Origin of the sequence: Streptomyces sp. NPDC051064, assembly GCF_044455985.1 — a bacterium.
Classification (GTDB): Bacteria; Actinomycetota; Actinomycetes; order Streptomycetales; family Streptomycetaceae; genus Streptomyces.
In genome coordinates this window covers 197,966-217,099 of record NZ_JBITFK010000012.1, presented here as the reverse complement: position 1 = coordinate 217,099, position 19,134 = coordinate 197,966, and the positions used below count along the sequence as shown (strand labels likewise).

The following is a 19,134-nucleotide window of genomic DNA, read 5'->3' as shown; positions in this document are numbered from 1 at the left end:
GCAGGGGGGACCCTGTGGGAGAGTAGGACGCCGCCGAACAATTATTCCGGGAAAGCCCCGTGCCCTTGTGGCACGGGGCTTTTCTGCGTTCACGGTCAGTCACAGAGCGTCACCGCACAGGTCGGCCCGAAGAAGTTTGGCCGGCGATGTCGAGAACCCGTGCCTGGCTTCGTCCCCGTAGTGAAGGCGACCACAATGGGGTCGCACCAGCATCGAGGGAGACGCAATGGCCAAGTACCTGCTGCTCAAGCACTACCGCGGTGGCCCGATTCCGGTCAACGACGTGCCGATGGACCGATGGACGCCGGAGGAGATCTCGGCTCACGTGCAGTACATGAACGACTTCGCGGCCCGGCTGGAGAAGACGGGGGAGTTTGTCGACGGTCAGGCGCTCGCCCCCGAAGGTGCGTGGGTCCGCTACGGCGGTGAGGGGCGGCCGCCGGTCACCGACGGTCCGTTCGCGGAGACCAAGGACCTCATCGCCGGCTGGATGATCATCGACGTGGACAGCTACGACCGCGCCGTCGAGCTGGCCGGGGAGCTGTCTGCCGCGCCAGGGGCGGGTGGCAAGGCGATCCACGAGTGGCTGGAGGTGCGTCCGTTCCTCACCGCGCATCCCACCATCACGGAGTGACGTCGGCGATGGACGAGGTTCTGCTCAGGAGCCTCACGCCGAGCGTGATCGCCGTCCTCGTCCGCCGCGGAGCTGATTTCGCGGCGGCCGAGGACGCCGTGCAGGACGCTCTGGTCGAGGCGCTCCGGGTCTGGGCGGCCGACCGGCCGCGCGACCCCAAGGGCTGGCTGGTCACCGTGGCCTGGCGTAAGTTCCTCGATGCGGCCCGGGCGGACACCGCCCGCCGCCGACGTGAGGACCGCGTCGAGGAGGAGCCGGCGCCCGGGCCGACGCGGGCGGTGGACGACACGCTCCAGCTCTACTTCCTCTGTGCCCACCCGTCGTTGACCCCGGCATCGGCGGTCGCGCTGACGCTGCGCGCCGTCGGTGGGCTGACCACCCGCCAGATCGCCCAGGCCTATCTGGTGCCCGAGGCGACCATGGCGCAGCGCATCAGCCGGGCCAAGCGCACCGTCTCGGGGGTGCAGTTCGACCAGCCCGGCAATGTGGCCACGGTGCTGCGCGTCCTCTATCTGGTCTTCAACGAGGGGTACTCCGGTGATGTCGACCTCGCCGCCGAGGCGATCCGGCTCACCCGGCAGCTCGCGGGCGCGATCGACCACCCCGAGGTCGCGGGGCTGCTCGCCCTCATGCTGCTCCACCATGCCCGGCGCGCGGCCCGGAGCGCTCCCGACGGCAGCCTGGTGCCGCTCGTCGAGCAGGACCGGGAGCTCTGGGACACCGAGTTGATCGCTTCAGGCGTGGAGATCCTTCAGGCGGCGCTCGCCCGTGACCAGCTGGGTGAGTACCAGGCGCAGGCCGCCATCGCGGCGCTTCACGCCGACGCGCCTGCTGCCGAGGAGACCGACTGGGTGCAGATCGTCGAGTGGTACGACGAGCTCGCGCGCCTGACGGACAGCCCGGTGGTCCTGCTGAACCGTGCGGTTGCCGTCGGCGAGGCCGACGGACCGCGCGCCGGTCTGGCGGCGCTCGACGGGCTGAACACGTCTTCCCCGAGCTCTCGGCAACTTCCCCAAGCTCTCGGCTGCGCTCAAGCAAGGGAGACCCCATTGAGCAGGGAAGACCCCATCCCCCGCTACACAGCGGTGTCGGCGTACCTCCACGAGCGGGACGGCGACCTGGCCACGGCGGCACGGCTGTACGCGGAGGCGGCCCGGAAAGCGTCCAACCTCGCCGAGCGGGACCATCTGACACGCCAGGCCGCCCGGCTCAACCGGGCCATGTCGTGAAGGCGGTGAAGGCCGGGAACGGCGGTGAAGGCCGGGTTCACCATGCGGCGGCTCGCGGGGTGTGGTCGGCGCTATGGAGCGGGTGTGGCGGTCGTCCGACCGCGGGCTGGACGTGCCGGGGTACGACGCCGAGGCGTCCCGTCGCCGGACGCCCGGCGTATCTCGTTTGCCGTGGCCGCGGCGGCGGTGCACGATCGGCGGATGGACTACGTAGTACGTGCGGTGCGGGCGGAGGAGTGGGAGCGGGCCAGGGAGATCCGGCTGGCGGCGCTACGGGACCCGGTCGCCTCGATCGCCTTCCTGGAGACGTCCGAGCAGGCCCTGGCCAAGCCAGATGTGTTCTGGCAGGAGCGGACGACGGGCGCTGCCGAGGGGACGCACGTCCGTCAGTTCGTCGCCGAGGCTCCGGACGGGCAGTGGGCGGGGACGGTATCGGTGCTCGTCGAGCGGCGGGCGGGCGAGCCGGGGTTCGGAGAGGCTGCGGAGGTCGATCAGGCCCACCTGGTCGGGGTGTTCGTACGGCCGGAGCACCGGGGGATCGGGGTGGTGGACGCGCTGTTCCGCGAGGCCATCGACTGGGCCTGGTCGTTGGCCGGGCCGCCGCTGGAACGGGTGCGGCTCTACGTCCACGAGGCCAACGCGCGTGCCGCGGCCTCCTACCGCCGGATCGGCTTCGCCCCCACGGGGCGGACGCTGCCGATGCAGGGTGATCCGGCGTCCCTGGAACTGGAGTTCGAGATCCGCCGGCCGAAGTAGGTGCGGCTGTCGTCGCGGTCAGCTCGGGCCGGGTGCCGGCAGGCGTTCCCGCCAGCGGGCACGGGCCTGTTCCTCGGAGCGGAGCAGGACCAGGGCGGGCATCCCCTGGTCCTGGCCGGCGAGAAGCAGTTCCGGCAGCTGGGGGAGCGGAGCCACGGCGGCGACGTCGTCGAGGACGAGCGTCATTGGTGGGTCGAGCCGACCGTCGGTTGACCGTGCGGCCATGCGGCGGCCGTGCTCGACCACGTGCGAGGCGAGTGCGGTGAGCAGGGGCATCGCACCGGGGTGGTGGTGAGGATCCTCGATGGGTTCACCGACCACATAGAGCGTTCCCCCTTCACGTGCAAAAGAATCCAGCACGAGCGCATCGGCTCGGTTGGGTGTGCACGCTTCCCGGATGTGGACCGAGGAGAGCGCCTCGAAGGCCCGTACGGTCAGTTCCTGGGCCATCTCCCGGCGTTCGGGGTAGGCGGTGAGCGCGGACTCCAGGAGCCCGGCGAGCCCGGACGCCGCCTTGGGATGTGTGCGGAGCACGCGGACAGGTTCGTGGCCGCCGGAGCCCGAGGCCCAGCGGTGGACCTGGCGGAAGGGGCGGCCGTCCACGGCGGCGGCGTGCAGCCAGCACCGGAGGAGGGTCCCGGCGGTGTCGGCGACGGCCGCGTCGACCCTGGCCAGGGGGCGGACCGGGGCGAGCAGGGCGGCCGCCCGGGAGCCGGCGGTGGCGGGGTCCTCGCAGCCCGCGACGGGGGACCAGTGGAGGCGGGCCGGGGTGTCGCAGAGGTGGCCCGGGTCGTAGACGAGGACCGGGCCGAGCTTGCTGCGGGCGTCCTTCGTCTCGGCCCAGACGGTGGGATCCGAGGTCACGACGAGCGCGGGGCCGTCGGCGTCCCGGATGGCCTGGACGACGGCGGGGCGGCGGGCGGCGGAGGCGCCGTAGAGGATCTGCGGGGTACGGGGCGTGGGGACCAGGGAGGGCTCTCGCGCGTACGCGGCGAGGGCGGGCTCCACTGCGTACGGGGCAGCTTCCGCAGGGGCCGCCTCCACGGGGGCCGGAGCGGGCGCCGGAGCGGGCGTCCGGGGTGCTGCTTCGGTGGTCGTCGCTTCCCGTGTGGGCTCCTGGACCGCCGGGCCTGTGGGCACGGTCTCCCGGTCGGGTTCGTACGGTGCCGGGGCCGCGCGCCTCTGGTTCCGGACCAGCCGCCAGCGGGCCACCACACCCACCGCGAACACGGTCAGGACGAGCAGCACCATCACCTCGCCGATGAACAGGCCCCAGAACAGCCCGTACCCGGAGAGCTCGCCCGGCGGGGTGTCCGGCCAGGCGCCCGGCAGGTCCGTCGGCTCGACGGCCAGGGCGCGCAGGGCCAGTGGCGTCCGCGTGAACGTGACGCCGTCCGGCCAGCCACCGTGGGCGAACAGTCCGGCGAGGCCCGTGGCCGTCCAGGCCAGGACCGTCAGCCCGAAGAGGAAGGCCAGGAGGCCGATCAGCAGCCCGTCCGGGACGCCGCCCTGGCCGTCGCCGCCGCGCCCCGAACCGGATGGTGCCTGGCGTGCCATGTCATGCCACCGTTGACTCGGACGACTCGTTCAGCCGTTGCTGGTGCTCGATCCGCGCCGCCCGCTGCTCCGCCTCCAGCTCCGCGGCCCGTACGTCCTCGGGGAGCAGGTCCGTCGTGGAACCCTCGGTCATCGCGCGGTCGGTGAAGACCAGGGGGCGTTCCGCCTCGGTGATCAGGTGCTTGACGACCTGCACGTTGCCGTTGACGTCCCATACGGCGATGCCGGGCGTCAGCGTCGGGATGATCTCGACCGCCCACCTGGGCAGGCCGATGACCTTGCCCGTCGCTCTCGCCTCGTCCGCCTTCTGGGCGTAGATCGTGCGGGTGGAGGCCATCTTCAGGATGGCCGCCGCTTCCTTCGCCGCGGCTCCGTCGACGACGTCACTGAGGTGGTGGACGACCGCGACGAAGGACAGCCCGAGGCGTCGGCCGAACTTCAGCAGGCGCTGGAAGAGCTGTGCTACGAAGGGCGAGTTGATGATGTGCCAGGCCTCCTCGACGAGGAAGATGCGCTTCTTCCGGTCGGGCCTGATCCAGGTGTGCTCCAGCCAGACACCGACGATCGCCATGAGGATCGGCATCGCGATGGAGTTCCGGTCGATGTGCGAGAGGTCGAAGACGATCAGCGGCGCGTCGAGGTCGATGCCGATCGTGGTCGGTCCGTCGAACATGCCGCGGAGGTCACCGTCCACGAGCCGGTCCAGGACGAGGGCGACGTCCAGGCCCCAGGCCCGCACGTCGTCTATGTCCACGTTCATCGCCGCGGCGGACTCGGGCTTCGGGTGGCGTAGTTGCTCCACGATGTCCATCAGGACCGGCTGGCGGTCGACGATCGTGTCGTTGACGTACGCGTGTGCGACCTTGAGTGCGAAGCCGGACCGCTCGTCGAGGCCATGGCCCATGGCGACCTCGATGATCGTACGGAGCAGGGCGAGCTGGCCCGTCGTGGTGATCGAGGGGTCGAGCGGGTTGAGCCGGATCCCGTCGTTCAGCGCGGCGGTCGGGTCGAGGCGGATGGGCGTGATGCCCAGCTCCTCGGCGATGAGGTTCCACTCGCCGACGCCGTCCTCGCCCTGGGCGTCCAGGACGACGACTTGGCGGTCGCGGAAGCGGAGCTGGCGGAGCACGTAGGTCTTCTCCAGCGCCGACTTGCCGTTGCCCGACTCGCCGAGCACCAGCCAGTGCGGGGCCGGCAGCTGCTGCCCGTACAGCTGGAACGGGTCGTAGATGTAGCCCTTGCCCGAATACACCTCACGCCCGATGATCACGCCGGAGTCGCCGAGGCCGGGCGCGGCGGTCGGCAGGTAGACGGCCTGGGCCTGGCCCGTCGACGTACGCACCGGCAGCCGGGTCGTCTCCACGTTCCCGAAGAGGAAGGCGGTGAAGGCATCCGACAACGCGGACAGCGGATCTCGCATGGCGTGACTGCCCTCTCGTTAGCGACGGATGCCGGTGGCGAACGGCAAGGTGTTCACAAACGCACGATGGTGTTCCCGGTCGCACCACTCCAGCTTGAGATACGACTTGCCGGCCGAGGCCCGGATGGTCCGCTTGTCGCGGGCGAGCGCCTCGGGGGACCGGGACGACACGGTGATGTACCCCACCAGATTCACCCCGGCCGCGCCGCTCGCCAGATCTTCACCCCGCTGGTCGAGCCTGCCGTGAGCGGCGATGTCGCGCGGGTCGACCGTGCGGTTCATCTTCGCCTGGCGGCTGGCTTCGGCGTCGTCGTTGGTCTTCTCCGTCAGCATGCGCTCGATGGCGACCTCGGTGGGTTCGAGGTCCATGGTGACCGCGACCGTACGGATCACATCGGGCGTGTGGACGAGGAGGGGGGCCAGGAAGTTGACGCCGACGGGGGTCATCGGCCATTCCTTCACCCAGGCCGTCGAGTGGCACCAGGGGGCGCGCGTCGTCGACTCGCGGGTCTTGGCCTGGAGGAAGGTCGGCTCGACCGCGTCGAGTTCGGCCGGCCAGGCGTTGCGCTTCGTCATCGCCTGGATGTGGTCGATGGGGTGGTCCGGGTCGTACATCGAGTGCACGAGGGAGGCCAGCCGGCTCTGGCCGAGCGGCTGGCGGACCCGGATGTCCGCCTCGGCGAGGCGGGCGCAGATGTCGGTCAGCTCGCGCGCCATGACGACGGCGAGCCCCGCGTCGCGGTCGATCCTGCGGCCGCCCTTGGGGCGTACGGCGCGCGCCATGGCGTTGGCCTCGGCCGCCAGATCGCGGCTGTAGTGCATGCAGGCGACGAGGTAGGCGCGGTGCTGCTCGCTGGAGGTCGACACCATCGACTGGAGCTGGTCGTAGGACTCCTGGAGCCAGCCGGGCGCCGACCTGTCGCCACGCTGGGCGACGTCCTTGGCGTGTGCGTCGGGGTCGGCGGGCAGCGTACGGGCCAGCATCTGGAGGCGGGTCACGAAGCCGTCGCCGTTGGCCACGTGCTTGAGGAGGGTGCCGAAGCGGTCGACCAGGGCCTCCTGGTCCTCGCTGTCACGCAGGCCGACGCCGGGGCCCTCGATCTCGATGGCGGCGGTGACCGTACGCCGGTCGGCGTGCAGCAGTACGGCGATCTCGTCGGGGCCGAACGGTGCGGCGAGCCAGCTGATCCGGCCGATGCCCGGCGGCGGCCCGATCTCCACCTCACGCCCGTCGGCGCTGACCCCGGCCTCCATGACGGAGGAACGGTAGGCGGTGCCGCGGCGCAGGGTGCGCTTGAAGCTGCGGTTGATCTCGAACCACTTGTAGAAGGTGCGGCCCTTGTACGGGAAGTACACGACGGCCAGGGCCAGCATGGGGAAGCCCACGAGCGTCACGATCCGGAGGGAGAGGACCGGGACGAGGAGTCCGCTCATCATGCCGAGGAACGCTCCGGCGATGATCAGCGCGATCTCGCCCGTCTCACGGTTCTTGCCGACGATCGCGTTCGGCCGGGCGCGGCCGATGAGATACGTACGGCGGGGCGCGATCGTGTGGGACTGGGTCGTCAACGCCCTCCACCTCCTGTGCTCGTGTTACCTGTGCTGCCTGAACCGCCTCGGGGGGAGCGGCTGCTGTGAGGGGTGCCGGAGGTGGGTCCGGACCCGCTGCGGGGGGAGGGCGCGGAGCCGCCTCCGCCCGGTGTACGGGAGCTGTGGGCGGCGACTCCGCCGCTGACCGGGTTGGCGGGCCTGGCGCCTCCGCCTCCCCCGCCTCCTTCACCGCCGCCGCCGCCACGGCCGCTGTGCGTCTTGATGCCCTGGGAGACGAGAGCGGCGGGCGAGCTGATCATCGCGGCGGCCTGGGAGCCGTCGGTGGCCTGCTTGCGGTTGGTGCGGGCGCCCTGGATCTCGTCGCCGAAGCCGGGGACGAAGCGGTAGATCATGGCGGAGGCGAAGATGGCCAGCAGGATGATGGCGAGGCCTGACACGACGGCCGAGAAGGCGTTGGGCCCGTCGTCGGCGGAGAGCGCCCCGGCGAGCCCCAGCACGATGACGATGACGGGCTTCACCATGATCACGGCGATCATGATGCCCGCCCAGCGGCGCACGTGGCCCCACATGTTCTTGTCCACGAGCCCGGAGTACACGACGACACCCAGCAGTGCGCCCACGTAGAGCAGGGCGGCCCGGATCACGAGCTCCAGCCACAGGATGCCGGCGGCGAGGATCGACACGAGCGATACGACGATCAGCATGATCGGGCCGCCGCCGATGTCGGTGCCCTTCTTGAGCGCCTCGGCGAACGAGCCGAAGAAGACATCGGTCTGCCCGCCCGTCGCGGCGGAGATGACCTCGGTGACGCCGTCGGTGGCCGAGACGACCACGTACAGGATGAGCGGGGTGAAGGCCGAGGCCAGGACCGTCAGCCAGAGGAATCCGATGGCCTCGGAGATCGCGGTGGTGAACGGCACGCCCCTGATGGCGCGCTTGGCCACGGCGAAGAGCCAGAGGACCAGAGTGAGGATGGTGGACGCGGCGAAGACGACGGCGTACTGGGTGCGGAAGGTCGAGTTGGTGAAGTCGACGGTCGCGGTGCTCTCCACGGCCTCGCTCAGCTTGCCCACGAGGTAGGCGGCGGCGTCGGCGCAGCCGCGGGCGAGGGAGGTGAGGGGGTCCAGGGCGTCGTCGGTGATGGGGGGCGTGCTGCGGGGGGCGCTCCCGCCGCCGTCGCAGTAGTCGCGCGCCGGGCCTGCGATCAACTCGCACGGGTCGCTGCTGCCCGACGGGGACGGGGTTGGGCTGGGCGCTGCCACCGCTCGGGGTGCCAGCAGAATCAATGAGGCCTGCACGGCTGCGAACGCGCCGACGATGGAACGCATACGGTTCCGAGGGCTACCGGGCATAGGTGAACCCTCCGAATTGTTCAACTGCATCGGCGATCTCGTCGGAGCCCGAAACGGGGTTGTCGCCCGTCACCGGCGTCGGCCCTTCCTTCTGGCCGGTCTCCAAAACCTTCCAGTCAGTCCCGTCCCACTTCAGGGTCATGGAGACGGTGAACCACCCGTTCGTCACAGGCTTCGTGGATTGGTCACCTGTCAAGCCGAACAACCCGGAGCACCAGACATCAACCTGGGCAGTGCCCGCTGAATAGCTCTTGACCTTCGTGCCTGCCGGGAGAGTGCGGTTGACGAACGTCGCTCCCGGTGGGGCGCTTCCGTCCGCGCTGAGGCCGATCTGTGCCGCGAACTGCTCGGAGTAGTCGGCATCGAACCCCGCCTGGAGATCGTTGACTCTGCTTGTGTCGGCGATCGACTGGACAATGTCGTGTCGCTGCGCCTTGTTGAACATGCCGTCAGACCCCAGCGCCACCGCGTAATTCGCCGCCGCGCTCTGCGCCCCCTGCTCGTCATGCGCGAAGCCCGAGGCGATCGTGCCGTTCTTGCCCTGGACCGGCTTCGTGCCCGTCGCGGCGGTGGGGCCCGCTCCCGCCGCTTCCGGCTTCTTCTCGCTGCCGCCGCCCGAGGCCCCGCCCCCGCCCTGGTTCGCGAACGCGATCGCCGCGACCAGCAGGACCACCACGCCCACCACCATGATCAGCGAGCGGGAGTTCCGGGCGGGCCGGCGGCCGTAGCCGTCGCCCTCGTCGCCGTCGGGCAGGCGCGTGCGTGTCTGGCGTGTCCCGCCGAGGGTGCTGTACGCGTCGTCCGGGTGCCCCCCCGGCTCGTTGCCGCCGTAGCCGCGCTCGTCGCCCTGGCTCATGCCGCGTACGCCCCCTCAGCCGTGAACAGTTCCGCGTAGTACGACCGTAGCGGTGCTGGTTTCCGCGTGGGCGCGGTGTGGTGACTCGACATCAGGGGACGCAACCTCTGCCGGTGGGCACGACGGACGGATGGTGTGGGGTGGACGGGAACGGGTGGCCCTGGGGCAGGACTGCGGCCTGACAGGCGGTCAGACAGCCATGCCGTACACAATGGTGAACAGTGTGCCCAGCGATCCGATGATGAAGACGCCGGTCAGCCCCGCCACGATCAGACCCTTGCCCTGTTCCGCGCTGAAGGTGTCGCGCAGCGCCGTCGCGCCGATGCGCTGTTTCGCCGCACCCCAGATCGCGATGCCGAGACAGAGCAGGATGGCTACCGCCATCACCACCTCGATCATGATGCGCGCCTCGTTGCCCAGGGTCCCGAACGGCCCCCAGTTCGGGGCGATTCCGCCGATGATGGTGGTGATATCGCCCTTTTCAGCTGCCAGGATCATGTAAGTCACCGCCCCTGTTGGGTAGTTCGCAGCCCGTGCCGTGCGACACGGGTCGGCCTCTATCTTCGCTGATGAAACCGGCATCGCACGACGCCTTCCCGGGTCTCTTTACCCGGATCTCGCACGTTTGACCGGAGAAGCCGCCCTGACCTGCGGCTCACGTAGGGTTCTGCCTGCATATGCATGGTTACTCTGTGTATCACGCGGTGTGACGGCTAGCAACGACGGTGGCCATGGTTCCGGATGCGGTCGATGCGTTCACGGGCCGACGGGCATTCGTACGCGCTGTTCGAGAGCCGTGTGTGCGCCGGGGGCTTCCGGCCGACGCGTCATCAGGTGCCGTGCGGGGAAGGACTCACGGGCTTCCCTCTCGGAGCACGGTGCGTACGGGCGCCGGTCCCCGGGCCGGGGTCTTCCAGCGGGACGGTGGCTTGAAGTCGCACCAGGAGCCGTCGAACGGGAACGCCCCCGACGCGGCGAGACGGGCCACGCGCTCCCCCTCGGCACGGATCGCCGCCGCCTCCTCCGTCGACCAGTACGCGGGGTGCCCGGTCTTCTCGGCGAACGACCGCTCGTCCTTCCATCGCCAGCTGCGGTCCGCCGCCACGGTGATGTCCAACTCGTGGTCGGCCACGTCGATGTCCTCGCCGTGATGGGTCCGGTGCTCCAGATTCACGTACCAGCCGGCGAACTTCTGCCTCCGCCCGAAGAACCAGAACACCGCGTGGCCGGCCCCGGCCGGCTGGTGGATGAGCGCGCTGCCCATGGGCCACCGGCCGGCCCTCGCCGGATAGCCCTGGGCCGGCCGGTGCTCGGGCGCGATGTCCCGGAGGTGGGCCCCACGGGGCAGGTCCGTACGCCACATCGGGGTGCCGGTCTCCAGCCACACCAACTGGGCCTCGTCCGTGCGTTCGACCAGGCGTACGGGTACGGAGGAACTCAGATGCCCACCGATGAAGAGGTTCCAGCGCAGGACCTGCCCGGCCTCCGCCCCGCCCCCGGTGTCGCTCATGACGCGAGGAGGCTCAGGTCTTCCGGCGTGAGCCGCAGCGCCCCGGCGGCCACGTTCTCGGCGAGGTGGTCCGGGTTGCCGGTGCCGGGGATGGCGAGCACGTGCGGCCCCTGGTGGAGCGTCCAGGACAGGTGTACCTGCGCGGCTGTCGCCCCGTGGCGGCCGGCGACGGTCAGCACCGCCTCGCTCCGGTCGTCGTTCGAGCCCTCCTCGCGCCCCGCTCCGGCGATGGCGAAGAACGGTACGAAGGCGATGCCCTGCTCGCCGCAGTCGCGGAGGAAGGCGTGGTCCTCGGCGGGGGAGCCGATGCCGTACGCGTTCTGCACGCAGACCACGGGCGCGATGCCCTGGGCCTCGGCGAGCTGGTCCGGTGTGGTGTTGGAGATGCCCAGGTGGCGGATGAGTCCGGCTGTGCGGAGTTCTGCCAGGGCGCCGAAGTGATCGGCGACGGAGGCGGTGGCCTGGCTGCGCGCGAGGCGCAGGTTGACCACGTCCAGGTGGTCACGGCCGAGCTGGCGCAGATTCTCCTCGACCTGGCCGCGCAGCTGCTCCGGAGTGGCCCACACCCATGCGCCGGAGGGGTCCCGGCCGGGGCCGACCTTGGTGGTGATGACCAGGTCGTCGGCGTACGGGGCGAGCGCGCTGTTGATGAGCTCGTTGGCGGACCGCAGCGGCGAGAAGTAGAAGGCGGCGGTGTCGATGTGGTTCACGCCGAGCTCGGCGGCGCGGCGCAGGACCTCCAGTGCCCGGGCCCGGTCGCTGGGAGTTCCGTCGCCGAACGCCGCGCCGTTCTGGGGGAGCCGCATCGAGCCGAAGCCGAGGCGGTTGACCGTCAGGTCGCCGAGCTTCCAGGTGCCGGAGGCCGATGCGTTGATCGTTTCCGATGATGAGGGCATCATCGGATTCTTTCACTCGTCGGGTGCCGGGCGCCCCTTCTCGCCCCGGCTCCCGTCAGGGCCTCTCGGTCAGAGCCGCCGTGAAGCTCCGCCCGTAGGCCTGGTGCGTCGTGATGTCGAGGCGGGTGCCGCCGGGAACGTGGCGGACGCGGACCCCGGTGTCGGCCGAGAGGCGTCGCAGCGGCCGGCCGTGGAGGGTGACCGAGACGGTGCGCCGCTTCGTGGTGGGGTCCGACACCGCGATGGCGTACGTGCCGCCTCCGGTGCGGCGCAGCAGGACCGACGCCGGGCCGTCGATCGACAGGCGCCCCGCGTGGTGCGTCCCCGGGGTGAAGGCGTTGGCGGCGGTGATGCCGAGGTGGGCGTGTACGGCGGCCTGCAGGCGGACCGTGTTGGACAGCACGGAGAGCGGGCCGTGGGCGTACGACGACAACTGCTGCGCCGAGGCGTTCGGGACGAGGGCGTGCGCCGTCGCGATGGGGCGCCCTCCGGCGGCCTGCTCGTAGGACAGTGTGAAGAGCTGCTTGGTCACCGCCGTGTCCGCGTTGGTGAGCCGTACGAGACGGCGGCTGCGCGTGACCGTGCCGAGTGCGACGACCGGGGCGGGACCGGACAGGAAGACGTAGCCGACCGCGGTTCCCTGCGCTTCGTCGGCGTACCGCAGCCAGGCCGGCGGTGCGGTCCCGGCGGCCTCCCAGGGTGATCCGTCGCGCAGGCCACCCGTGACGACGACCGGGGAGGAGGGGTCGGCGATGCGGCTGTCGACCGTCGTGGTCACCGCGCGGCCGGCCAGGCCGGTCACGCCCGCGGAGAGGACGAGGATCTCGTCGTCGAACATGAGCCACGACCTGGTGGCACCCGCCGCCCGGTAGGCGACGAAGTCCCCGGGCAGCGTGCCCGCCTGCTGGGCGGCGTACGCGGCGTCGTCGGACTGTACGAGACCGGCCACCCCGTACGCGCCGAGGCGGGCACCGCCGGAGAACGCCTGGGTGCCACGGGGGAAGTAGACGTACGTGTTCTGGGACTCGGAGGACGAGGTGAAGCCGCGCTCCGGATTGTCGTACCAGAGGGTGCCGTAGAGCTCGGGGACGCTGCGTCGCGTTTCGGCGGGGGCGGTGACGCCCGCGAGGCGGTGGGGCGGGACGGCGGTGAAGTAGTCGATGCCGAACGCCTGCCGCTGGTCCACGCCGGAGAGGTAGAGATAGTGGGCGCCGTCACCCTGGAACCACGGCATCAGGTTCTCGCCGTTCATGTACTCGTACTTGCTGACGCGTTCGGAACTGCGGGCGAGGGCGAAGGCGTAACCGGGCCGGCGGTGGACGGTGCGGTCCATCGCGTTGAACGCGCCGTGCGAGGCGGCGGGGGCGAGGTCCCGGGCGGGCGCGGAAGAGGCCAGGATGTCGGCATAGCGGGCGATGCTGACGGGGGAGACGAAGGACGTGGTGTCGAGGGCCACCTTCGAGGTCTCCCGCACGTAGGTGACGTACCCCGCGAGAGCTTCGGCGTCGCTGCCCGTGGTGTGTGCGGAGAGGTCGACGACCGCCTCCACGACGGCGGTGACGTCCGCGTATCCCGTGCCGGTCCGGGAGACCGCCCGCCCCTTGACGATCTCCATCATCCAGCCCTCGAAGATCAGCGGAGCGAAACCGTCGGCGACCCAGCCCTGTACGACGCCGACGAGGCTCTCGTCGGGGAGGTAGCCGGTGCCGTCCGTGATTTTGACGGTCTGGACGATCCGGGTGAGCAGCCCCTTGCCGTAGGAGCCGGTGTACGCGACGGACGAGTGCTGGACGAACGAGCCGTCGGCGTAGAAACCGTCGGTGACCCCGTGGCGCGGCTGGTACGGGTCGATCGTCGAGTAGACGGTCAGCTGGTCGGCGAGGGCCTTGGTGATGCGGGCCTCGTCTCCGAGCAGGGCGCCTTGCAGGATCCGGTTCGTCGTGATGTCGGCGAGATTGGCGCCGGTGTGGAAGCGGGAGTCGAGATCGACGTCGCCGTCCTTGCCGTTGCGGAGGTACGCGTCCATGGAGGCGATGTACGTCGCTGTGAGCTCCGGCCGGTATGCCGCGAGCTCCTCCCTGAGCAGGACCAGGGTCTTGGTCACATGGGTCGGGATGCCGATCTCCCAGTGGAACCAGTTGCCGTAGTAGCCCTTCGACTGGTCGCCGAACCAGTCGTCGTGGAGATGCGCCAGGCCGTCGACGACCCGGCGCCGGACGGCCGTGTCATCGTCATGCGGGTCGGAGGCGTGGGTGTCGGGGAGACAGGTGGCGAGAGCGATCTCGTAGAGGTACTGGTACGACGTGCTCAGGTTGGGGTCGCTGGTGCCGAGCGGTAGGCCCTCGAAGAGCTCGTCCGTCCCGGCGCCGTCCATCGCGGCGAGCCGGGCCTGCGCCGTCGCCCGCAGGGAAGCGAGTTTGGGGGCGACCTCGGGGCGGGCGTTGGACTCGGCGGTGCCGGCGAAGACCGCGACGGTGTTGGTGAGCAGGGCGTCCGGGACCCTGTCCGAGGAGCCGGGCGACTCCTGGGAGGCGGCGGAAACGCGCCCGGGAGCGGCCTCCGCCCGCAGTGTCCGGGACAGTGCCCAGAGCGTGGCGGCGGGGATCACGGACAGTGCGGAACGACGCGAGAACTCCACCAGTACGCTCCAAAGTCCGGCCCGTAAGCGCTTGTTCCCCCCGCCGCCCAGCCAAGCGTCGGCCTCCGGCCGATGTCAACGGCCCGGACCGTTGACAGTGCCGGGTTTCCGGGCGGCGGGTCGCGAGAACGCGGCGCCAGGGCCGGCGGCCACCGGCCCTGGCGCACAGGCCCCTCAGGCCGGCGGCGCGCGGATGTTAGCTTCCTCCCCGTGGCGGGACACCAGGACAGGACCAGGACGGCCTACGACGGGGTCGTCGAGCTCTACGCGTCGTTGTTCGCCGACCGGCTGGAGACGCAGCCGTTCGCGCGGTCCATGATCGGCACCTTCGCCGAGCTGGTGCGCGGGACGGGGAACCTCCGGACAGCCGACGTCGGCTGCGGGCCGGGGCATCTGACGGCCATGCTCAGCGACCTGGGGCTGGACGCCTTCGGGCTCGACCTCTCCCGGGGCATGATCGACCACGCCCGGCAGGCCCATCCGGCGCTGAGGTTCGACGAGGCGCGCATGGAGGCCCTCCCGGTCGAGGACGGCGCGCTCGGCGGTGTGCTGGCGCACTACTCGATGATTCACACTCCGCCCGGTGAACTGCCCGCGCTGCTCGCCGAGCAGGTCCGTGTCCTGGCCCCTGGCGGCCTGCTCATGGCCTCGTTCTTCGGGACCGAGGGGCCCGAGCCGGTCCGCTTCGACCACAAGGTGGCACCCGCCTACAGCTGGCCGGTGGAACAGTTCGCCGAGCTGCTCACCGGTGCAGGGCTCACACCCTTCGCCCGGCTGCTCTTCGACCCTGCCTCCGAGCGGGGCTACCTCGACACCCACGTGCTGGCCCGCCGCCCGTAGAGCGCGCACCGCTGCCGCTGAGCCCGGGCCCCCTTAGGGGCGAACTCCAGGGTCTTGCCGGATACCGGGCGGGACGAACGCGGACGATGCTCGAGGCCTCGGACGACGTGAGGGGCAGTTGCTGTGATGGGCAGTCATGCATGGGGCGTGCGGTGGGGCGGGCGAGGGCGGTCGCACCTTGCCTGGGGTTCTGTGCTGGCCTTAGTGGTCAGTTTCACGGGCGTGGAGATCGCGAGCGGTGCGCCAGGTCCGGGAGAGGCTGGAGCGGCGAGTGAGGGCCGGGTGCCCGGGCCGGCCGGAGCGAGCGCGCACATCAAGTGGAAGCCGTGTCGGGCCGATGCTTCGGCGGAGTGTGGCGCGCTTTCGGTGCCGGTGGACTGGAGCGATCCGGACGGGGCGCACTTCGACCTCCAGCTCGCCCGGCGCAAGGCCACGGACCCGGACGCGCGGGCCGGCTCCATGGTGTTCGGGCCGGGCGGGCCCGGGGACTCGGGTGTGAACCGGATCGTGAAGGAGGTCAACATGGGCCGGTTCAGCGACAACCTTCGCAGCCGGTTCGACATCGTCAGCTTCGATCCACGCGGAGTGGGGCTCAGCAACCCGATCCTCTGCTCGCAGGAGCTCCTGGACAGGCGTCCGTCGCCGGTCATGAAGAGCCAGGCCGAATTCGACGCCACGGCGAAGTACAACCGTGAACTGCGGGCGGACTGCCGGAGGAACACCGAGAACGGACTCTTCGACCACGTCGACACCCTCAGCATGGTGCGGGACCTCGACGCAGTCCGCGCGGCCCTCGGCGAGAAGTACCTCACGTTCCACGGCAGTTCGTACGGCACACTGCTCGGCGCGCAGTACGCGGAGGAGTACCCGAAGCGGGTCCGTGCCCTGGTCCTGGAGGCCGTGGTGGACCACAGCCTGGGCACCGGGGAGTTCCTCTCCACGCAGGCCGCCACCCTCCAGGACTCCTTCGACGAGTTCGTGGCGTGGTGCGAACGGACCGAGAGCTGTGCCCTGCACGGCTCGGACGTGCGGGCACTCTGGGCGGATCTGCTGGACCGCGCGGAGCGGGGGGAGCTGTCGGACGACGGCAGGGCGCTGACCCCGTTCGACCTCAACGTCGTGGTGATGAAGCGGCTGTACGACCCCGAGTGGAGGAGGCTGGGCACGTTCCTGCGCGGGTTGGGGGAGAGCGAGCCGGCGGCCAGGACGGGCGGGGGCAGTCCCGCACCCGCGCTCGGGGAGAATTCGTTCGAGATCTTCTGTCAGGACTGGAGCCTGCCGGTGCGCGGTTATCAGGGGTACGCACAGGAACTGCGCCGCATCGGCAGGATCGCCCCGGACATGAAGTACCCCCGCTCCCTGATGTCCGTCGCCGCCTGCCTCGGCGCACCCGAGCCGGACAACCCTCAGCACCGGCTGAAGGTGAGGGACAGCAGGCCCGTCCTGCTCACCAACTCGATTCACGACCCGGCGTCCGGCTACAACTGGGCCACCAACGTGGCGAAGCAGCTCGGCAGCAACGCGGTCCTGCACACCTACGAGGGCTGGGGCCACGGCACGTACAGCAGCAGCCCCTGTGCGCAGGAGACGATCGACGCCTACCTGATCTCGCTCAAGGTTCCGCCGCGCGGGGCGAGGTGTCCTGCCGTCGAGCCGGTGGGGTGAGGCCAGAGGGGCCGGCCAACGCGTAGAAGCGTGGCCCAGAGCGTCAGCCAGCCGCGGACGGCGCGGGGGCCAGCAGGCCGGGTCTGCACGTGGAAAGCGCCCTCCGCCTGGACCGACAGAACCCTCCGAAAGGTTCACCGTCCCAGGTCAGGGAGGCCCCCTGCATTTCTGCCCCAATAGCCCCAGCACCCAAACGAAACGGCGAGGCTAGGGCCTCTCGTTTGGATCAGGCCGGGCTCGCGTGCCCTGGCACCGCACCTCGCGGCTTGCCGTCAGTCGGCAACGCTCCGCGTTGACCCCCTCAGGTCCTTCGGGCCCGAACGCGATCTCGATCCGAGTCGGATGCTGACCCGATGCTCGATGTCCGTCCGGGGGAACTCGGCATCAGCGAGAACGCTGATTCAGCTCTTGTACTGGACGTTGCCCTGATTGATGCCCACGGCCCACGGAATCATGACCTGCGGTCGGACGTAGTCCTTGAGGAGCATGTCGACCAGTGCGTCGCCCGACATGTTCTTCATCCGAGCGACCAGCGGTTCGTTGCCGCCCGCCGCCTCCATGCGTGCGATCTCCAGGACACCCCGAGCGGCGAGGCCGGGCAGGATGTGTGGTCCGGCCAGGATGTTGCCGTGCAGGTGCTCCTTGTACCGTTGGACGGCACCCCGCATGGTCGCCTGCGTATTGCTCGTGTTCTCAGTACCGGCGCCGTGCATGTAGCGCATGGTGCCACCCAGCAGGTGAGGGTCCTGATCGAAGCGTCGGACCTGCCTGTTGAACTGTGCGGCCTTTTTGGACTGGGCTGTAATCTGCTCCGCGAGCGCGTCGTATCCGAGCTTGAACGTGTTGTTGTTCTTGAGCTGTTCCGCGAATTCCGCGCTGGCGTCCTTGCGTAGCTGGGCGAGGTCCGTGATCGCCTTGGTCTGTTCGGACCATGCCGCATTGGTCATCATGGACCGGGCAAGTCCATGGGCGAGATCATGCGCCTTCTTGTCGAGGGCAGGGGCGTTCTTCCAGTATTGCCGGATCCCGTCCCGGGCCAACTCCATCTTTGCCTCAGGGGAGTTGTGCTTGCGGTCTGCCGGGGGCACGGAGGGGTCTCTTATGTCCCGCTTGTAGGATATGGAGTTCCCGTCCTTGTCGGCACGGACAGTTGGGTTCTCCTGGTCGATGAAGTCGTTCATCATGATCCAGCCGTCCTGGAGCATGCCGGTCATCGGCAGGACGATGCGTGCGGGCTTCCCTTTCCCCGCGGCGAACCTGGTGTCGCGGAAGGGTGCGTTGTCCTTGGCGATGAAGAAGTACACGAACCCGGTGTTGGCCAGGTGATCCACGTCGATCTGCTGCGTGTTGTGGTCGTTCTTCTTCGACGGGTCCTCAGCAGTGAGCTTGTCCTTCGACTTCATCTCGCCGATCCCATCGCTGCCGAGCATCTGGCCGATCCGGTCGCTGGTGGTGTAGTGGTGGAGAACCCTGGTACTGAGTGCCTCCAGCATCCTCTGGTACATCGGTATCTGCCAGTCCCCGCCGCGTGAAACCGCCTCACCCCACGTGCTCGACACGTTCTTCCGGGACTTCTCGGCGACGAAGGCCCGACCCGTCTGGGCACTCGGCTCTCTCTGCCGTGAGTCCTTCCACAGCTGCCCCTTGTCGACCATGGCGCGATAGGCGCCCGATTGGTTCGCTTCGGTGGACCAGTTCGCGAGTTCCGGGGTCTGAAGCCGGATGAATTCGTTCTCGAAGTGGCTCTTCACCTGTTCCACGATCGCCTGGACCTGTTCCGGGCTCATGGTCGGCGTCGCGGTGTTCTGAGGATTCGGCTGGCCTGTGGGGCCGGACTGCTGAGGCTGCTGGACCGACGGGTTGCGGCTACCGGGCTGCGCGCTCGGCGGCGGTGTGGATCCACTGCCCGCACGCTGCACGGTGGCGCCCGCCTGTGGGGCCTGCGCGCGCTGGTCGGCGTGATCATGACCGGACCGCCCCGCCGCCTGCTGCCCGGGCCGCGTACCGTGTTCGTGCCGCTGCTGCTGCACCATCCGCGACGCCGCCCCGTTGCCCGCCATGGACTGCAACGCCGACATCGAGGCTGCGGATCTACTACCCGCGGCAAGCAGCAACTGCGCCGGCGGAAGCGGCTTCCCCGACTTGGGTGGCGTCTTACGGGGCCGCCCAGTATCTTTCGCCACGTCGTGATCGCGAGCCTGCATGACCGCCACGTCCCCCGTAGTTCGCT

At 70.0% G+C, this 19,134-nt stretch carries 15 protein-coding genes; 5 read left to right on the top strand and 10 right to left on the bottom strand.

All coding sequences use genetic code 11. The annotated features are described in order from the left end of the window. Positions 1-226: 226 nt before the first annotated feature. From ACIBCU_RS34930 to ACIBCU_RS34920, 3 genes are all read left to right on the top strand, one after another. Positions 227-634, top strand: coding sequence for a YciI family protein (locus tag ACIBCU_RS34930; RefSeq protein WP_399236439.1), 408 nt, complete (start codon positions 227-229; stop codon positions 632-634). Positions 635-642: 8 nt separating this feature from the next. Further along, positions 643-1,863, top strand: coding sequence for an RNA polymerase sigma factor (locus tag ACIBCU_RS34925; RefSeq protein WP_399236437.1), 1,221 nt, complete (start codon positions 643-645; stop codon positions 1,861-1,863). Positions 1,864-2,064: 201 nt separating this feature from the next. Next, positions 2,065-2,619, top strand: a complete 555-nt coding sequence (locus ACIBCU_RS34920) for a GNAT family N-acetyltransferase (protein ID WP_362932517.1) — start codon at positions 2,065-2,067, stop codon at positions 2,617-2,619. Positions 2,620-2,637: 18 nt separating this feature from the next. On the opposite strand, the gene ACIBCU_RS34915 is transcribed toward ACIBCU_RS34920, so the two are convergent. The 9 genes from ACIBCU_RS34915 to ACIBCU_RS34875 all read right to left on the bottom strand — a co-directional run bounded on the left by ACIBCU_RS34915 (position 2,638) and on the right by ACIBCU_RS34875 (position 14,399). Continuing rightward, positions 2,638-4,176 carry a type VI secretion protein gene (locus ACIBCU_RS34915; protein WP_399236434.1) on the bottom strand — a complete coding sequence of 513 codons (1,539 nt, stop codon included), beginning with the start codon at positions 4,174-4,176 and terminating at the stop codon, positions 2,638-2,640. Between the two features lies 1 nt (position 4,177). Beyond that, positions 4,178-5,596, bottom strand: a complete 1,419-nt coding sequence (locus ACIBCU_RS34910) for an ATP-binding protein (protein ID WP_362932521.1) — start codon at positions 5,594-5,596, stop codon at positions 4,178-4,180. An 18-nt stretch (positions 5,597-5,614) separates the two neighbouring features. Continuing rightward, positions 5,615-7,165, bottom strand: coding sequence for an SCO6880 family protein (locus ACIBCU_RS34905; protein ID WP_362932523.1), 1,551 nt, complete (start codon positions 7,163-7,165; stop codon positions 5,615-5,617). Next, on the bottom strand, positions 7,162-8,499 hold the full coding sequence (locus ACIBCU_RS34900) for a hypothetical protein (RefSeq protein ID WP_399236432.1): 1,338 nt from the start codon (positions 8,497-8,499) through the stop codon (positions 7,162-7,164). Before ACIBCU_RS34900 ends, ACIBCU_RS34905 begins: the two co-directional genes overlap by 4 nt. Then, on the bottom strand, positions 8,489-9,355 hold the full coding sequence (locus tag ACIBCU_RS34895; protein WP_399236430.1) for a hypothetical protein: 867 nt from the start codon (positions 9,353-9,355) through the stop codon (positions 8,489-8,491). Before ACIBCU_RS34895 ends, ACIBCU_RS34900 begins: the two co-directional genes overlap by 11 nt. Before the next feature lie 189 nt (positions 9,356-9,544). Continuing rightward, the gene (locus ACIBCU_RS34890; RefSeq protein ID WP_014047394.1) at positions 9,545-9,853 is read right to left on the bottom strand and encodes a hypothetical protein; all 309 of its coding nucleotides are present in this window, start codon (positions 9,851-9,853) and stop codon (positions 9,545-9,547) included. 355 nt (positions 9,854-10,208) lie between these two features. Further along, positions 10,209-10,865 carry a DUF402 domain-containing protein gene (locus ACIBCU_RS34885; protein WP_362932529.1) on the bottom strand — a complete coding sequence of 219 codons (657 nt, stop codon included), beginning with the start codon at positions 10,863-10,865 and terminating at the stop codon, positions 10,209-10,211. Next, positions 10,862-11,764: an aldo/keto reductase gene (locus tag ACIBCU_RS34880; protein ID WP_399236427.1), complete on the bottom strand. Its 903-nt coding sequence runs from the start codon at positions 11,762-11,764 to the stop codon at positions 10,862-10,864. Before ACIBCU_RS34880 ends, ACIBCU_RS34885 begins: the two co-directional genes overlap by 4 nt. A gap of 52 nt (positions 11,765-11,816) precedes the next feature. Further along, positions 11,817-14,399, bottom strand: coding sequence for a polysaccharide lyase family 8 super-sandwich domain-containing protein (locus ACIBCU_RS34875; RefSeq protein ID WP_399236425.1), 2,583 nt, complete (start codon positions 14,397-14,399; stop codon positions 11,817-11,819). A 210-nt stretch (positions 14,400-14,609) separates the two neighbouring features. Between ACIBCU_RS34875 and ACIBCU_RS34870 the strand changes: the two genes are divergently transcribed. Then, positions 14,610-15,239, top strand: a complete 630-nt coding sequence (locus ACIBCU_RS34870) for a class I SAM-dependent methyltransferase (RefSeq protein ID WP_399236423.1) — start codon at positions 14,610-14,612, stop codon at positions 15,237-15,239. 372 nt (positions 15,240-15,611) lie between these two features. Then, on the top strand, positions 15,612-16,904 hold the full coding sequence (locus ACIBCU_RS34865) for an alpha/beta hydrolase (RefSeq protein WP_399236421.1): 1,293 nt from the start codon (positions 15,612-15,614) through the stop codon (positions 16,902-16,904). A gap of 401 nt (positions 16,905-17,305) precedes the next feature. Here the strand turns inward: ACIBCU_RS34865 and ACIBCU_RS34860 are convergent, their stop codons facing one another. After that, positions 17,306-19,117 (bottom strand): hypothetical protein, encoded by a 1,812-nt coding sequence (locus ACIBCU_RS34860; RefSeq protein ID WP_399236419.1) that lies wholly within the window; start codon positions 19,115-19,117, stop codon positions 17,306-17,308. Between the last annotated feature and the right edge of the window lie 17 nt (positions 19,118-19,134).

What these genes read in the sequence shown, in the direction of transcription:
- ACIBCU_RS34930 (WP_399236439.1), top strand. Translation starts at nt 227, where the DNA reads ATGGCCAAGTACCTGCTGCTCAAGCACTACCGCGGTGGCCCGATTCCG.
- ACIBCU_RS34925 (WP_399236437.1), top strand. Translation starts at nt 643, where the DNA reads ATGGACGAGGTTCTGCTCAGGAGCCTCACGCCGAGCGTGATCGCCGTC.
- ACIBCU_RS34920 (WP_362932517.1), top strand. Translation starts at nt 2,065, where the DNA reads ATGGACTACGTAGTACGTGCGGTGCGGGCGGAGGAGTGGGAGCGGGCC.
- ACIBCU_RS34915 (WP_399236434.1), bottom strand. Translation starts at nt 4,176, where the DNA reads ATGGCACGCCAGGCACCATCCGGTTCGGGGCGCGGCGGCGACGGCCAG.
- ACIBCU_RS34910 (WP_362932521.1), bottom strand. Translation starts at nt 5,596, where the DNA reads ATGCGAGATCCGCTGTCCGCGTTGTCGGATGCCTTCACCGCCTTCCTC.
- ACIBCU_RS34900 (WP_399236432.1), bottom strand. Translation starts at nt 8,499, where the DNA reads ATGCCCGGTAGCCCTCGGAACCGTATGCGTTCCATCGTCGGCGCGTTC.
- ACIBCU_RS34895 (WP_399236430.1), bottom strand. Translation starts at nt 9,355, where the DNA reads ATGAGCCAGGGCGACGAGCGCGGCTACGGCGGCAACGAGCCGGGGGGG.
- ACIBCU_RS34890 (WP_014047394.1), bottom strand. Translation starts at nt 9,853, where the DNA reads ATGATCCTGGCAGCTGAAAAGGGCGATATCACCACCATCATCGGCGGA.
- ACIBCU_RS34885 (WP_362932529.1), bottom strand. Translation starts at nt 10,865, where the DNA reads ATGAGCGACACCGGGGGCGGGGCGGAGGCCGGGCAGGTCCTGCGCTGG.
- ACIBCU_RS34880 (WP_399236427.1), bottom strand. Translation starts at nt 11,764, where the DNA reads ATGATGCCCTCATCATCGGAAACGATCAACGCATCGGCCTCCGGCACC.